This is a genomic window from Fortiea sp. LEGE XX443 (assembly GCF_015206815.1).
Taxonomy (GTDB): domain Bacteria; phylum Cyanobacteriota; class Cyanobacteriia; order Cyanobacteriales; family Nostocaceae; genus Nostoc_B.
In genome coordinates this window covers 51,097-67,821 of record NZ_JADEXZ010000003.1, presented here as the reverse complement: position 1 = coordinate 67,821, position 16,725 = coordinate 51,097, and the positions used below count along the sequence as shown (strand labels likewise).

General features: G+C 38.9%; 8 protein-coding genes and 1 pseudogene. 8 read left to right on the top strand and 1 reads right to left on the bottom strand.

Going from position 1 to position 16,725, the window contains the following annotated elements:
• Positions 1 to 599: 599 nt before the first annotated feature.
• From IQ259_RS02195 to IQ259_RS02185, 3 genes and pseudogenes are all read left to right on the top strand, one after another.
• Positions 600 to 743 (top strand): annotated as a pseudogene (locus IQ259_RS02195) (6-pyruvoyl tetrahydropterin synthase family protein); the annotation flags it as partial.
• A complete protein-coding gene (dpdA, locus tag IQ259_RS02190; RefSeq protein WP_228014308.1) occupies positions 736 to 2,880 on the top strand; it encodes a tRNA-guanine transglycosylase DpdA in 2,145 nt (714 codons plus the stop codon). The pseudogene IQ259_RS02195 and the gene dpdA, both read left to right, overlap by 8 nt.
• 49 nt (positions 2,881 to 2,929) lie before the next feature.
• On the top strand, positions 2,930 to 3,769 hold the full coding sequence (locus IQ259_RS02185) for a hypothetical protein (RefSeq protein WP_193880248.1): 840 nt from the start codon (positions 2,930 to 2,932) through the stop codon (positions 3,767 to 3,769).
• On the opposite strand, the gene IQ259_RS02180 is transcribed toward IQ259_RS02185, so the two are convergent.
• Positions 3,766 to 4,863, bottom strand: a complete 1,098-nt coding sequence (locus IQ259_RS02180; RefSeq protein ID WP_193880245.1) for a DNA sulfur modification protein DndB — start codon at positions 4,861 to 4,863, stop codon at positions 3,766 to 3,768. The genes IQ259_RS02185 and IQ259_RS02180 overlap by 4 nt on opposite strands.
• A 388-nt stretch (positions 4,864 to 5,251) precedes the next feature.
• Between IQ259_RS02180 and IQ259_RS02175 the strand changes: the two genes are divergently transcribed.
• The 5 genes from IQ259_RS02175 (at position 5,252) to IQ259_RS02155 (ending at position 16,689) form a co-directional block, all read left to right on the top strand.
• A complete protein-coding gene (locus tag IQ259_RS02175) occupies positions 5,252 to 7,462 on the top strand; it encodes a UvrD-helicase domain-containing protein (RefSeq protein WP_193880242.1) in 2,211 nt (736 codons plus the stop codon).
• An 11-nt stretch (positions 7,463 to 7,473) separates the two neighbouring features.
• Positions 7,474 to 8,493 carry a PD-(D/E)XK nuclease family protein gene (locus IQ259_RS02170; RefSeq protein WP_193880239.1) on the top strand — a complete coding sequence of 340 codons (1,020 nt, stop codon included), beginning with the start codon at positions 7,474 to 7,476 and terminating at the stop codon, positions 8,491 to 8,493.
• 519 nt (positions 8,494 to 9,012) lie between these two features.
• On the top strand, positions 9,013 to 13,980 hold the full coding sequence (locus IQ259_RS02165; RefSeq protein ID WP_193880236.1) for a DEAD/DEAH box helicase: 4,968 nt from the start codon (positions 9,013 to 9,015) through the stop codon (positions 13,978 to 13,980).
• A gap of 10 nt (positions 13,981 to 13,990) precedes the next feature.
• Positions 13,991 to 14,503, top strand: a complete 513-nt coding sequence (locus IQ259_RS02160) for a phospholipase D-like domain-containing protein (RefSeq protein ID WP_193880233.1) — start codon at positions 13,991 to 13,993, stop codon at positions 14,501 to 14,503.
• On the top strand, positions 14,503 to 16,689 hold the full coding sequence (locus IQ259_RS02155) for a hypothetical protein (RefSeq protein ID WP_193880230.1): 2,187 nt from the start codon (positions 14,503 to 14,505) through the stop codon (positions 16,687 to 16,689). The genes IQ259_RS02160 and IQ259_RS02155 overlap by 1 nt, the downstream gene beginning before the upstream one ends.
• Positions 16,690 to 16,725: the final 36 nt, after the last annotated feature.

Sequence of the window (16,725 nt, the reverse complement as noted above, 5' to 3'; positions counted from 1 at the left end):
CCTTACTGGTACGAGTATTACAAACCGGACAAAGAAGACCAAGCAATTCTAGTATCTATCCCATTAATTAAGATTTGTGCTAAAAAGCTTCAGCTTATCGAGAACTAGAAACGAAAGATTAAGCTTTTCTAGCACATTTTACTATAAGAAGTAGGCATTTTTAGAATAGTGGGATAAGTTCTAAGACTCATCATTACTAAATCTCGGCACAACAACAGTGTTTGTTAACAAGTCGTATGGAATTATCCCCAAATTACGGATAATTATTCGGACGCGGAGTTAGAGCCTGTGGAAAAATCAACCCAATCAAGCCAGGCAAAAGTTCAAGAATTGTTACAAAAGTTACACGAAATGTTTTGTACGCTAAAATTCCGTCTAAATTCACAAATCCAACATACAGTGAAGCGTTATTGGTCGAATGCGATCACCTTTCTCAAAGAATCACTCCGAACGAGTAAGAAAATTCAATCTCCGCAGGCTGTATTTGTCGCGGCTTGTAAAGGAGGTAGAAAGCCGGAGTGGCGTGCGTGGCACAAGTGAATTCTGATGTAAGCGCTTGGTTCAGATGGACACGCAAGCAAAGGATTGCAATGACTTACTTGCCTCATTCGTACGAAACGACAGCGGAGATGATTGCCAAATACATTTATGACGTAACCAAGAAGCAAGTACCATCTGATTTGCAGCTAAAGGTTGCAGTGTCAGAAACTCCTAATTCTTGGGTAGAGTATGAAGATGACTAAATCTATTCCAACAAAAACCTTGGTTTCAACTAGCACAATTTCACGCCTTCGTACACTAATTATTACTTCTTGTACTGGAAAAAAGCTTCATAACCCAACAAATCAGCTAACAATAGAAGATTTTAAAGACACAGAGAGATTAAGAGAACGCACACAATCACTTTTAGAATTCTCCTGTCCGTCTGGCCAGATGTACACAGGGCTGCAACATCTACGGCTAATGGAGGGGGTGGATATCCTGAGATCGCGCTTTGGAAGAGAAGTGGTAGATGTAAAAATCATCTCAGCAGCTTATGGACTAATCCCTGAAGACAAAGTTATTGTCCCCTATACCGTTACTTTCAACTCAATGAAAAATGATGAAATTTCTTCATGGGCAAATTTTATCGGAATACATAAAGATTTCCAGGAAGCAGTTATTGGATATGATTTAGTATTTGTCTTATTAGGAGATAAATACATACGCGCTTTAAACTTACCAATTGAAACTAATCCCAAACAGACTTTTATTTTCTTAGCTTCTAATAAAAGTAGAAATCTTGTGGTTTTAGGAGATGCCAATTTTGAATTGTTAACGTTTTCTAATGCAGATGCATCACGATTTGGCTGTGCTTTAGTTGGATTAAAAGGACAATTACTTAAGTTAATTGCTACTGAAATTCGACAAGAACCTAACTTATTGTCAGAGATATATAACAACCCAAAAATATTAGAGAATCTTTTAAATAATCAGCCCCAACAATTAGAACTTCCTTTAGGGATTTCTGTAGCTACAGCAAAGAAATCAAATATTAAAAATAAAAAACCGAAAAGAGCAATAGCAGACTTAGATGAATTTTTGAATTTACCAAGAGCAGTTAATACACATTTAACAATGAAATATTTCATTCCAGAATGGGATGATAAGGTAGATATTGGATATAATTTTTTACTAGATGAATCTAGTCTAAATCGAAATGCATATAGAGATGATGTATATGCTCATGAAATATATTCACAGCCTAATTATGACGGTATTCTGGTATCGAAAGTAGTTGTTGATAAGATAAAAAATAAAAGAGCAGATATAGAGAAATTAGGAGGTATCCGTAATTTTGTAAGATTCCCAGGTGAAATTATGGGAGATTGCGGAGCTTTTGGATATATTAAACTCGAAGCACCTCCTTATAACACTGTAGAAATTTTAGATTATTATGAAAAATTAAAATTCGATTATGGAGTAAGTATTGACCATTTAATTGTAGGGCCATTTGCCGAGCCTGGAGTTAGAGAGAAGCGATATGATCTGACTTTGCAAAATGCAGAGGAATTTATATCCAAACATCAAAAAATTGGATATACTTTTACTCCTATTGGTGTAGCTCAAGGTTGGGACCCAGAAACTTACGCTGATGCAGTAAAAAAACTGGTTGAAATGGGATATGACTATATTGCTATAGGGGGAGTTGCCAGAACACCAACCATAGAAATTTTAGAAATTTTGAAAGAAGTTTATCAACATTTAACACCGAAAACCAGATTACATTTATTTGGCGTAGGGCGTATTGATGCTCTTCCTTATTTCCGCCATTTGGGAGTAACCAGTTTTGATTCAGCAAGTCCATTACGTAAAGCTTGGTTTGATGCAGTAGAAAACTATCATACTTTAAGTGGTAAAGCTTATGCTGCTGTGCGTATTCCTTTTGTAGATAAGCAATCACCACGAATTAAACATTTGCTATTAGAAGGTTATGAGCGTGAAACTCTTAGGCAGCTTGAGCAAGAAGCATTAAAAGCCATTCGGGAATATGATAAAGGCAATATATCGCTAGATGAATCTCTTGAGAAATTACTAGCTTACGATGAGTTATTAGAATTACCTCGCGACGGTAAAGTAACCCCAACAGCGAAAGCTAGACGTTTAAGACAACACACTCAATTATATAGGGAATTATTAGAAGTAAAACCTTGGCAGGAATGTGAGTGTAAAATCTGCAAAGACTATGGAGTAGAAACAGCTATTTTTCGTGGTAATGACCGTAACCGCAGACGTGGTTTTCACAATACTTATGTATTTTTTCAGAGGTTTCAAGAATTTTTAAATACTGAAAATCATCTTGAAAACGATAATTTTGATAGGACTGGAGAATCGATATAATATAGAGTTTTTAGTAAATCAACTTAATTATTTTAAGATAAATGCTAGTATGAGTTTTGAACAGAATTTCCTCCCTGTTTTTTCAGTAGATTGGTTAGGTTTACTCAATAGATTAAAGAATTTAGAGGGAAATTATGGTATTCTTGCACCTATTTCTTCTAATAAAAGTCTGCTGACAAATATTCGAGATTTGGGAAAAACTTTTTTTATAGATAGTGGGGTTTTTAGTAATCAAGAGTGTCCCTGGTATTATGAAACTCATTCTGAGTACCTTGATGAGCGTTGGGTTCGTAAACGAAAATTGGCTTCTGAAGAGCATTTGCGACGTAAAGTCAGAGAATATTTAGAACATTGCGATCAATTTTTACCTAATTTTGTTTTTACACAAGATATTTTTGGAGAGCCATTACTATCACTTTATTTAGCAAGATTAACCTGGCAAGAGTATTGGAAAAAGCCAAGAAACTATACTTTGATTGGTGTTGTTCAAGTAGGGTATTCAATTTATAATTGGCAACAAAATTTAGTTCCCCAATTAAATTCTTTTCCTCCCCATTATTATTCACCCAAAAGTTTCTTAGCTTCTTTGATCAGTGCTTACCGGGAGATTGGTTATGATTATATTGCTTTGGGAGGATTATTAAAAGTTGATAAAACCCGAACTACAGGCTTGAAATTTGGTTTGTCCACACAGGAATTAGATGAACTTCTTGCTTGGAGCCGACCGGAATTTGTTCTAGGGGGACTAGCGTTAACCCGTGCAGAAGTCTTGAAAAAGCACAATGTCTGGGCAGATTCTACTGGTTGGTTGTGGTGGAATGAGAAATATGACACTAAATTTCGCGATCGCAATGCCTTCCAAGAAGTTTTAGAGTTAGCAGCGATTTAGATAACGCCACTTACGGGTGTAACACCTACAAATTCTCGTAAAAGTCGATGACAAGCACTGATAGTCGTTTTAGTATTTGAAATAATAGCTTCTCCCTGACTCCCAACTTGTGTAATACCTCGGTCATGCCATAGTTGATTATTACGTTTCCAGTCTATTTCTTGCAGTCTACTTAACCATTGGATAAGTTTCTCTGCTGAAACTCCCTCTTGGTATAAATCGTGAGCCAACATACCGAGCGCTTGAAAAATGGTAGCGCTCACTGCCAATGACTCCTGTCTTTGGGTAGCACGTTCTTGTTGATTCATAATTCTCCAAGGATCGTTAGGAATAATGTTTGCAGTCGCAGCCCAGAATGTTGTCGCCCAATCAATTTGAGGTTCTAAATCAATTTGAGATTTTAAATGAGGAAACATATGCTGGGTAGCAGTGACTAAGGTTGATAAAGTTAACAGCTTGGGATTGTGCTTACCTAACCCGTTTTCCACTGTCTCCACATTGTTACGAAACTGAGGAACTCGGCAAATCAATTCCTTGGCGATTAAAACCGTAGGCGAACGCTTGTCAAAGGCATGGGATAGCGACACACTTGGTCGTTGGACTAATAGGTTTTGGTCACGAAAAGCTTGGCGTTCCTCTTCTAATGACAGTCCTGCATATATCAACACGCCAATTTCTAATTGTGAAAGGATGATCGCATACTCTGACTCTTGCGCCTGGATATCTTGCAATGCTTGGCGAATGCCATAGCATCGATGTTGACCGTCGGTTAACCGCAAACTAACCGAATGGTAAGGAAGGTAGATATTGCCATCTCTGTAAGTTGGGGATGGTTGAACGTTAACGCAAATCGGTGGGAAAAAAGTAGTTCCATCCTGATAAGTCTCTAAGATATACCGAGCGATCGCCTTAACTCGTGTCTGGTTAAGTTTACGTTGAGCAAAGTCTGGCAACTCCGGAATGTTGGGGATATAAAGATGACCGTCATTTAACAGTCGGACAACATCTCCAAATGTGATGCTGGCAACATAACTCATATGTTCGCACGCCTGACCGCGTTTTACAGGCACGCCTTTGATAACCAATTCAAACATTACTTTGCTTGTCCTATAGGTTAACTTGATTTTTTATAAGCTTGCATACAAGCATACATGGTAGCAGAAATTATGTCTGTGTATTTATGCTGGGGTGAGATATGTAGCATCGGTAAAACCATTGCCTCACCAAGCACGGATTCCAGATGAAATTTATGCCCAGTTGTACACAATTAGACACTCGTGCGAGCAAATGCTTGCTCCCAATCGAACCAGTGATGCCCCAAGTTTACAAGACATTGTAAATGTAGCGCTGAAGCGACTGATTAAAGATTGGCAAGACGAAAACAAGCAAAATTTGCTACAGCAAGAACTTCTTGAACAGCGCAGGACTGCGCGTTCAAATATGGGTCGGAAAAAAAGTGAGGACAGCTAATAAGGGTGCAAAATGATTGATTTGGACACTTTCCACAAATGTCTTGCCCAACCATCAGCTCGTGGTTACGACCTTGATCAGAAACAAAAAGAAGCTGTGGAGTATGGCAACGGTTGTTTGTGGCTTCTGGCTGGGCCTGGTTCGGGCAAAAGCGAAGTGCTGGTAACAAGAACACTGAAATTGCTCTGTGTGGATGGTATTGAGCCACGCTCTATATTTTTAACTACTTTTACTGATAAAGCAGCACATAATCTTGAAGACCGCTTGGCGACTTACTTAGCGGCGCTACAAAATACAGATCCTAATCTGAAAAATGTAGATTTAGCTGACATAAGAATTGGGACATTGCATAGCTTGTGTAATGATATTCTCCAAGAATACCGATATCCAAATTATCAAAATGTTCGTCTTTTAGATCAGGTAGAACAAGATTTATTTACTTACCGCTATGCTTCAATTTCAAATCATCAAGACTTAGCTTTCTGGCAGAATTTTAACTACACTGTGCGCGATTGGCGTAATCCCAACTATCTTCCTAACAAATGGAAGCGAGCGAAAGCAGCAGTTACACTTTTTAACCACATTGTAGAAGACTGTATTGATATAAAAGCAATGCACTCTGCTGGTGTACATTGGGCAACTTTGGCAGATTTTTATCAACAATATTCTAAAGAACTCAAGAACAATTATCGTTGTGATTTCGCTCATCTTCAAGCTTGTTTTCTTGAGTTTATCACCTCTACTATAGGCCAACAGTTTTTGCAAGGAAGCGGTCAGAATCCTCCTTTGCAATATGTATTAGTAGATGAATATCAAGACACTAACCCAATTCAAGAACAAATTTACTTAGCTCTAGCTCATCAATATCCACATAATATTACAGTAGTTGGTGATGACGATCAAGCTTTGTATCGTTTCCGAGGTGGAAATGTAACTTGTATGGTGAATTTTGATAAAGCTTGTTTCGCAAAATTTAATAAATCTCCTCATCAAATTCAGCTTGATAACAACTATCGTTCCCATCCTGATATTGTCCAATTCTTTAATCACTACATTACCTCATTCCCAGAAATGACAGTACCAGGAGTCCGTGCTCCTGGGAAAGCTTCAGTCAACTCTGCTTCATCTATTACGGGTGCATATCCTGCTGTTTCTTGGATTCAAACAAAGAAAGTAGGAAACTTAGCTAATGCAGTTGCTGAATTTATAATTAATCATTTAATGGGGGATAAAATTATCTCCGACTTAAGTCAGTGCGTTTTGCTGTTACGAAGTGCAAAAGATTCCGCACGAAATGCTGGCCCCTTTATTGAAGCATTCCAGCAACGTGGAATTCCTATATATAATCCCCGCTCAAAATCTTTCATGGAAAGTGAAGAAGTTCAAACTTTACTTGGAGCGTTAGTCCAAGTTATTGACCGAAACTATACTTTTCAATCTAAAACAGATCCACAAGGAAGACCTCTTGGCTGGGTGGGAACAGTCCAGCAATGGCTTGATACTCTAAACAAGGTTAGAAACAGCCCTAGTTTAGCAACAAATCAGTTAGATGATTACTTAAACCGTAGCAATGCAGATTTACCGCAAATATGTGCAAAATATGCTGGTAATTTTCTCAACCTAAATTTACTAGAAATTATTTATCGTATTCTTTCACGAGAACCTTTTTCTATATGGAAACAAAACCCCGAAAAAAATTTACGTCTTTCCAAGGTAACTCGCCTTTTTGAAGGTTATAATAGCTTCAATTTAGATATTTTACGAGCTAATACTGCTGGAACTGATATTGATGATAGTTTTCTCAATCAGTTTTATTCAATGTTTGTTAGCTATTTAATTGAAGCAGGAATTGATGATGACGAAGAAGAGGAAGTTATTGTTCCTCAAGGCTCTTTACCTATTATGACAATTCATCAATCAAAGGGCTTAGAATTTCCTTTTGTATTTGTTGTTACAAAGCTAGGTCAAGAGGGAAAAGTCGGAGCATCACAAATGCTTGAGCAAACCTTAGCTCCTTTTCGACAAGTTCTCTATCCAAGATTTACTAGACAACCAGAAGATTTAGCAGTAGAAGATGATATACGTTTACTTTATGTAGCTTATTCACGCGCACAATACGGTTTGATTCTAGTTGGTACGCAAGACCAGATTAAAAATCATATTGCCGTACCCAATCGTAATCATGTGGAATTTAAGCGAAATATATTTGCTATTACAATATAGAGGAAAAATTTATGACTATAAATAGGCGAAAGCCTTTTCAAGGTTTTTCAATCTCTTTTCCTAAAACACCAAATATAAAACGTCGTTATAGCGTTACTCAAGATATAGTTGCATTTAGACGATGCGCTCGTCAGTATGGGGCTTTTAATGTCCATAAATATGCACCGGCTTATCAAACTCAGGCTTACTTTGGTACTATCCTTCATCAAGTTTTAGATCGCTGCCATACCCATTTTCATGGAAAATTTGACCCTTCGATAATAGGGACTTTACCAGATAATGGAAGAATCTTAAAAGATGAAGAGATTCTTAACTATTTTGATGATCTTAGACAAGCGGAAAGAACAAAATCAGCAAAGCCGACACCACCAAGCCAGATTGTTAAATATTTTATTGAAGTTGAAAATGGATTAAAAAGTCAAGGAATTAGAGCTATAACTAAGGACATTCGACTGAAAGCTGTACGATTGCTTCAATATTTCAACACCCTTGAAGGGCCAACGCTTTACCAACGAGTTAAAGATACGGAACACCGATTGCAAGCAGATCGTACTACCCATATTCTTCATGGTGTTGTTGACCTTTTAGTTGATACACCGGGTTCAACCGGAAACCCTGCCGACTGCGAAATGTGGGACTATAAAGGCAGCAGTTTATTGAATGTCAACCCAAAAGACTTAGAAAATTATGAATTTCAAATGCGGGTTTATGCCAAGCTGTATGAATTAAAGCATGGTGTTTTACCTCGAAAAGCTATTTTGTATTTTCTTAATGAGCTTGATGGGCCTACTTGTCCAACTCAACGTCCGGTTAATGCTTTGCTAGAAGTCAGCATTACACCGAGCGAGATTGATAGTGCAGTACAAGAGTTTGCACAAACTGTCATACAGATTGAACAAGCGCGTTGTAATGACCAATGGAATCCAGCGTTAACAGGAACTATAAGTGAAAAAGATTGTGCAATTTGCGACCTTCGTTGGGATTGCACTACTCCAAATGGTGGTAGTGGCATTACGCTTAGATATCCATAATTACTATTTCAAAAAATATTTTTTATCTAATTTAAAAGCTTGTAACTAATCACTCCTGGTTCGCGTAATCACTGCAATAAGTTCTTTGCAAGTCTAATATTTAGTGATTTCTTGTTTTTATTATGCGAACAGTTTACTTATAATCTTGCATACAAGCATACATGGTAGCAGAAACTGTGTATATGTATTTATGCTGGAATTCATATATACAGCGATGATAAAATTTATGCCCAGTCGTACACTACACAATCAGATATTCGTTCGAGTAATTGCTTGCTCTTCACCAAACTAACAATACCCTAACCATACAAGACATTATAAATGTGGCATTAAGCCGATTGATTGAAGATTGGTAAAACCCCATCGGCAAGATTTAGTACATGATGAGCTTCTTGAACAACGCAGGGTAGCCTGTTCATATGGGCAGAAAAAAATTGACGCTAGCTAAAGCGTTGTCATCTGATGTGAAATTAGCCAATTCTAGCTTACTAGGTTCATCTACCTTAGAGTCCAAAAACCATGAGCTTAGACCTTGACACAATAAAACGCCTAGCTGATGAAGTTCTGACCTTTATTGAACAACGTGAAGCAGAACAAGTTGCCTACGGTATTTACGATGTAACAATGGCAGGGGTTGAAGTAATTGATAATTTTCAACCCTCCGAAGACATTGAGTTAACTCCTCAAGAAAAACCAGAAGCACTCAGAAAAGCTTTAGAGCAACTAGCAAATGACTTGCAAATTATCCGCTTTAACCAAGAAGAGTCTCCTGATGGTTGGATTTTTCGCAGTCGAATCGCAGAAACTGTAAGGTTGCTATCAAAACTCCGTCAAAGAATTGTTCGAGAAAACAACCTCAAAGTAGCGCACCGCATCAGCAATAGCAAGCGTTTAGTGGCAGATATTAAGTTTAGTGTCGCTTCTCGTCGCGTACCTCGAAGGAACATAGCAGTACAAAGCTGTATGACACCTTTACTTAGTGGTGATACAGAGCAACAGCGAACAGCAAACCTAATTTTAGAGGTAATTGACACCTATCTCCCGAAGCTACGCCAGATGAGTGGCTTCCAAAAACGAACTTTAGAAAGAATTCTCGAAGCAATCGAGTTAAAAGCACAAGAAGGTATCGAAAAAGGCGTTGTAGTTACTGCTAGCACAGGAGCAGGTAAAACCTATGCTTTCTTTTTACCCGTACTCGCCAAAATGGTACTGGAACGTTGCTTGCGAGAGCGAGAAGGGGTTAAAGCGATTTGCATTTACCCACGGGTTGCACTGTCTGAAAATCAACTTACTGATTTTATTGAAGTATTATTTTATCTCAACCAAGTCCTAGCAAAGTACAATCTTCCACAACTGACAATTGGGGTAGAAAGTGGTGCAGCAGTTTATCAAATCCGAGACTTCCAAGATATCACTGCGGATCGCCAACAAAAACTTTCTAAGCAACGGGGCTGGACTTTTAGCGAAGAATATGCAGGTTATCTATCACCTTTTGCTTACTGTGTAGGTACAGATGGTAAAGCTTGCAAAACAGATAAACAACGATTACTTGTGCGTCCCACAAACCCACAAACCTTGATTTGTCCTATTTGTGACAAGCAATATCCGTTTATCCAGTTTGCCAGGGAGGATGTCATGGCAAAGCATCCACCTGATTTGCTCATCGCTACGACAGAATCACTTCATCGACGGCTGTTATCAACAAAATATCAATACCTGTTTGGTAATGATATTTTTTGTGCGCCTTCAGTTGTGATGTTAGATGAAATTCACCTACAAACTTCAACTGCTGGGACTCAAGTAGCGCTTCTCCTGCGACGGTTAATGGCAAGGATTCGTTTGGGTAAGCAGCATCGCAACGAACAAAGCAATTTAGCATTTGTAGGATTAAGCGCCACTATTTCTGAGCCAATTGAATTTCTGTCGGAGTTATCTGGTATACCTGCTCCTCGCATTAAACGGGTATACCCTCAAGATAATGAAATGCAGACAATTGGTGCCGAACGCTATGTATTTGTCCGGGCTGAGGATAACGAAGATACTGCTGTAATTTCAACTTTAATTCAAACAGCAATGTGCGTACTGCACACAATGCCACAACCATCGACAAGTTCAGACCTAAAGCGCTACCGAACATTTGGCTTTGTCCAGTCTTTAGACATTGCAGGTCGCTGGTTATACCAGATGGAAGATGCTGAGAAAATAAAACCAGAACAACGCAGAGAAAGAGAAAGATATAAATCGCAAAAAACGCCTCTTGACCAAAGGCAAATCAGGTACATTCCACTATATGCGTATCGATATCCACCATTTAATCGGCTACTTTTTCCTAACTTCTTTGGTGCCAATTTTAGTTGTAACTGTAATTGCCATAACAGTAAAATTCCAGATTTAAATTGTCCATATTTCCAAGCAGGAGAGTGCTGGTGGGTACTCAGCCAGAAAGATAAGGCACGTCAAGAATCTCTAAATATTATACGGAAAACAGGGAGCGATCGCTCAATTACTATCGAGCCTGATGATGACTTAATAATTACAACAACTGCATTAGAAGTCGGTTACGATGACGAAGCATTAATGTGTGTTTTACAATACACCGCACCTGCAAATGTCGCTAGTTTTGTACAGCGTAAAGGTCGAGGAGGGCGGAAAGTAGGCACGCGACCGATTGTAGTTACTGTACTCAGTCCCTATAAATCTACTGATTTGTTTTTGTTTCGTAACGAACACATACTTACAGACCCTACTTTCCAAAAACTTCCTCTCAATTCCCAAAACCGATACCTGCAAAGAATTCATGGGTTTTACGCTTTCTTTGATTGGTTAGTAACCCGTGCAAGTTGTGCAGGAATTGACCTTGAACTTGATAATTTATCTAGGCAAGGGTATGAGTATTTAATGGAGCAAAGTTTGGATTTGGGAGTATTGCTGGAATTTAAAGATTATCTCAAACAAACTTTTGCAATCCCAGACGATGCCATAAAACAGGTACTTGACGATGAGTCAGAAGGATTTTTGTGCCAAATTTTCTACGAAGGCTTAATGAAGGGAGTAAATCCGCAGTTTGAGCACGAAAACACACAGCGCATTAATTCCAAAGAATTGAGAAATTTGTTATCCAAGCATTTACCAGAAAATTTATTTTCTGACATTAATTTGCCAGAGGTGCAAGTTGACTACCGTCCCGATAATAACAACCCGAATAAGAAGCCTAACTCTGAAAGTATCAGTTTGGCGGTGAGCGAAACAATCCCAGGTAATGTAACATTTCGCGGTGGCGAGGGTTCAACTTGGATACCGCCGGAAATTTCTGATGGAGAACCTTCCCGAATAGCCATTAATCAGTATTATAAAATTAGCCCCTTAAACTACCCTCCAAATACAGTTAACTTGCCAACACGGGCGCTAAAGAAAGTTGACATTAGTAAAAAAAGTACCAACTTTTTGAATTTATATCGTCCCACTGCAATTAAGCCTAAGCAGTTTAGTCGAGACTATAACTCATCATTTTGGTGGTGTAACCCAGAAACAGGAGAATTATCTGAAAGCCGTACCTCTGAAAATGCAGCCCAAGATACACAATCATTAGCCCACTCCTGTTCGGCTAACGCTATCAGTGCGGTAGCAATTCGCCCTGTCCGAGGTGATACTCCCACCCCCGCATATAGCCTTAAGTCTGGTCATCCTTCACTTGTTTGCGATCCATTAGGGCAAGAATTAATACAACGAGTTGTTTTTCACAGTGACGAAACTGCAAATCTTAATTTGTTAGATGTGCAGCGAATTATTTTGGGAAGTGAATACACGATTAAATTCCACAATTCACCATCTGAAGAAATTCGTGGAGTCGTGGGTTTTACAGCAGACGAGGAGAGCCTGAGTAACTGTGCTTTAGGATACCAGATATTGACGGAAGGAGTTTGTTTTGATCTCAATTCCGATTTGCTAACTAAGCTCCAATTTTCTGCTTCGACACAGAAAAATCTGTGTTACCATGCCATCCACCATGCCTTTGTTAGTGTTCTCACGGTTGAATATCAGGCAAACTACTTTGCTGCTGAATATCTTGTTAATGTGCTGCTGACTATGGCAGATAGATGGTGTGGTGGAGAGGGAGGAACACCAGAAGGGCTACGTGATTGGTTTACTCGTGGTAACAATCAGTTTGACCGTTGGTTGACAGAAGCAATTAATGGAATACAGCAGTTATCCCGCAAAAATCAACAAGCTGTTTACCACCTCATAAATAGTGGCAATGATTATTTATCGATATTTGTGAATTTGTATGCTGAAATTCATAGCGGTGGATTGAGCTATCAGCAATACTTACGGGACAGCTTTCAGTATAGTCTGACTCAAGCTTTAAAGTCTGTGGCCCAAGAAGTTGCAGGTGTTGAGGCACTAAATTACGTTGCCGCCTGGACTGAGTTACACGCTGACTTTGAGGGTACGGCGGCTAACCGGATTTGGTTGTACGAAATTGGTATGGGAGGTATTGGTGTAATGCGGGCAACCCATGACTTGCTTCGCAACCATGCTGATAAATTCTGGACAACCCTTGCCAACAAAATGACTCGCTGTACTACTGCCCAAGAGGAAGCTTTTTTGCGTCATTTATTAGCACAACCTGAGTCTTGGTTAGAAGGATGTGCAACTAGAGTAAATGAAATTATAGCAGCAGGTAAATCTAGCGATCGCCAAAATAAAATTGAACAGTTAATGGCACAGGTACGGCAACAATTGGGTGTGCCTATGCGCCAAGCCCAACTCAAAGCCATCTTTCGGGTTTTTATTCCCGACTACGTTCAACAACTAGGGGGTACACCTTTGGTTAACTGGCGTATTTTTCGGGAAATTAACCACGAGTTTCTTCCTGAGTGTGCCGAACAGCTAGGACGCGATCCTACATTTACTGAAGCAACGGCACTACTTTACCGCAAATTAGTTAAAGCTAGGCGCGATCAACAATCACCGCCCTATCCAGAGTTAATGCGCTTACTTGAAATTTATGAAGCCGAATATAATGCTTCAGATAACGAAGCACGTAAAGCATTTGAAGCAGGGGTAGAACGCAGGATGCTTTTAAATTGTCGCTGCAATTGTTCCAGTTGCCTAGATGACCGCAGTGGCGACATCGAAGCGCCAGGTTTAAGCCGTCACCTTCTTAATCGTCCCCTACTGACCGAATGGTTAAATCAGGTTCGTACTCCTCAAACCCTAGAATTAGATGGCACTGTCAGCGGTACTGACATCAGTGAAAGAATGAGAACCTTGCTGGAAAATGGCTGTCAAACAATTTACTTACGGGTAAGAAGCGATAATCTTGCGTCCCTCTGTGTCACAATTAGCTACTTGACAGACGCAGGTATCGACACAGATATCGGTATGGTTTACCCAATGATTACCGATATTCAAACTATTTACCCTAACGACTTAAAACCAAACGAATTACCTGTCATTCAAGTAACAGTTCGTCCTATTAAGTGAGGTTCTGCCAATGGCAAAGCAATCAACTCAATTGCAACCCAGTGGTCAAGCAATGCTTTACAACTTTCTGCTCAATGAGATTTTAGCATCACAACTAGAAGGCAGTTACGAGTTTTGGATTGTTTCGCCTTGGGTAACAAATTTCCGTTTAGAAAAACCCTACTATGTCTCTTTTGGGGAAATTGTAGAGACAAAGCAAGAAGCACTACACCTGTTTGATATTCTGCATCAAATGGCCGCCAATGGCGGTAAAGTGTACATCACAGTAGGTAGCGATAAAGAGTATTATCCTTTATTGAGACAACTGGGCAATAAAAGCGATCGCATTCAGGTGCGAACGTTATCAGAATTGCACGCCAAGGCATACGTTGGTCGTTACGGTGCAGTTGATGGTTCCCTCAATTTAACCGCAGGGGGAGTCAACCAAAACATTGAGTTGTACACATACTACCATGACGAACGCAGTATTGCTCAGTTGCGGCAAGTTTGCACACAGCATTTTGAACAAGGGTTGCCACTATAATGTCTTTTCAATATGAAATTAATGCCAAACTGGGAAGTGCTGACCAAGTGGGACTACGTTTGCGGTGTAATGGTCAAACTCAAGCAGATGAAATTTATAGAGAACTTAGACAAGCGGGTTTCAAAGTCACTCGCCTGATGTCTTCAAGTCATGAAGATTATACTCATTTTGTTTATGTAACTGCTACAGCAGATAATGTTAGTAGTGTTATGCTACAAATTAAAGCTAATACCATAGCTTTAAACAATGCTAATAGCGTCAAAAAAGAATCAAATATTAAAGACTTTAAATCATGGCAAAGTCTATTTCGTAAAGCTATCAAACAATTAAATAATGACTATCAAAATCCTATAAGCTCTGTTCAAGAAATTAATCAAAATAACCTCGAACAAAAAATTACTGCTGGACGGATAACAGAAGTTGAAGACCATCTGCTGCGGCAAGTTGATATTAATGATAGCAATGCTTTGCGAACATTAATTGCACTTTATGCCAAGACAGAACAGCATGAACAATTAGTAGAAATTTGTAAGGCTAAATATAACAGTATTTTAGCTTTACCTGTTTCTGGAAGGTTGGTAGAGCAGTTGGTAAATGCTCATCTCCAGCATTACCAACAAACAAAAGAACAAGATTTATTAGCTTCTGTGCAAGCATTAGCACAAGAATTTTTACCCGAATTAGAAAGATTACGCCAAGCTAACGGAGTACGAAAACTGTTGCATTTGTCCTTGGTTCCTCAAGAACCCTTATCAACAATAGAAGGAGCTACACTTAACGAACAATTGACGCATTTATTAGAAGTTGATCCAGGCGAACGTATCTCCCAACTGGAGAAACTGCAAGAGAAGTATCCCAAAGCTATTAATGTACTACTTGCTTTAGCTGATGCTTACGTAACAATTGATAATACTGACTCTGCTTTACAAATATATCAAGCAATTACCGAAAAGACAGAAGAGTTGCAACAACGTCATGCAGAACTGCTGCTAAATACTAAACGTTTCCAAGAAGTAATTGAATTATTACCAAGTGTAATTTCTGAACTTTCATCAGCATTGGCAGGATTACGTGGTGCTGCCCTTTATAACTTGGGGCAGAAAACACAAGCTAGTGAATTCCTAGAAAAGGCGTGGCAAGGAGGTGAACGTAGAGTTCAAATTCTGCTACCTTTAGCAAAATTATGGGCTACAGTTGGCGATCCAATAAAAGCTGGGGAGGTATATCAAATACTCCTAGAAACAGCTGATGAAAAATTAACATTATCAGATCGTGCTTTAATAGCTAGAGTTGCTAATCTTGATGGTTTTGGTGATATTTCTGATGAAGATAAAGTTAGTTATTATGAGTTATGTGTAAATTTTGCTGGAGTACGCCTGCGGGATTTACCAGAAGCAGAAGAAATATTAAAAGACAGATTAGATTTGTGGAAGCAGGTACAAAACACGTCAGGAATGCTCAATGCTTATGCTGACTGGTTAGACTGGCTTGCTAACGTAGAAAAGTGGGAAGATTTAAACAAAGAACTAGGTATTTTAAGAAAATTTGCAATCGAACAAAAAATCAGTTCGCTACAGTATTTTGAATTACTTGAAGGACTGGAAGCATACATAAATGTGCAACCTACTTTACGCCAAAGTTTAGCAAATGACTATTTTGGTTTAGCGATCGCTGAAATAGATAACGCATTACGTCAAGAAGAAATCGAAGCCCCTTTTTTTGAAGATTTAAAACGTGCATTACTCTGTCTTAACTCAGATTCAGCAAATGAGCTTGTTGAGTATCGCCAGCAACGTCGTGCTGAGGCTACTAAGCTGAATGTACAAGTAGCTTCAGATGAAAACATAGTATCAACAACTCAAAACTTGGCATCTATAAATCTTGCGTTAGTGGGTGGACACCAAGCAACTCGACGAGAAGTCATCCGTGAATTGTGCGAAAACTACGGTTTAAAAAATTGTGTTGAGGTTGCCCCCTCAAGTGAAGCATATATAAGTCGCAGTAACGTACAGGCACAAATAAGCAATTGTAATTTAATTGCAATAATTACTGGATATATGGGTCATGATTTAAGTCAAATTGTCTCTGACTTAAAAAAAGATGGCACTTTAACAGGTGATGTCTTTTTTCTAGCTTGTCGGGGCAAAAGTGGTGTAGTTCGCGCAATTCTTAATAAGGTGCGATAATAAAATGGCTGATTCCACACTTGGAAAAATCTAATT